Source organism: Azospirillum sp. FG154 (genome assembly GCF_057809575.1).
This window is the reverse complement of the sequence record NZ_JBMDKF010000069.1, coordinates 1-422: the sequence shown is the minus strand read 5'-3', so window position 1 is coordinate 422 and position 422 is coordinate 1. Positions and strand designations below refer to the sequence as shown.

General features: G+C 63.5%; 1 protein-coding gene. It reads right to left on the bottom strand.

Translation table 11 applies throughout. From position 1 onward, the window contains the following. A partial coding sequence (locus ACODS4_RS28140) for an EF-Tu/IF-2/RF-3 family GTPase (protein WP_488869187.1) occupies positions 1-422 on the bottom strand: 422 nt, incomplete at both ends.

The following is a 422-nucleotide window of genomic DNA, read 5'->3' as shown; positions in this document are numbered from 1 at the left end:
TCGAGCAGCTTGCGGAACATTTCAACGCCGGTCACGGTCGTCTTCACCGTGGCCTTCAGGCCGACGATCTCGACTTCTTCGCCGACCTTCACGATGCCGCGCTCGACGCGACCCGTCACCACCGTGCCGCGACCCGAGATCGAGAACACGTCTTCGATCGGCATCAGGAACGGACGGTCAACCGGACGCTCCGGCTGCGGGATGTACTCGTCGACCGTCTTCATCAGGGCCAGAACCGCGTCGCGGCCAATTTCCGGCGAACGGTCTTCCAGCGCGCACAGCGCCGAACCCTTGGTGATCGGAATGTCGTCGCCCGGGAACTGGTAGGACGAGAGCAGCTCGCGCACTTCCAGCTCGACCAGCTCCAGCAGCTCTTCGTCGTCGACCATGTCGACCTTGTTCATGAACACGACCAGCGCCGG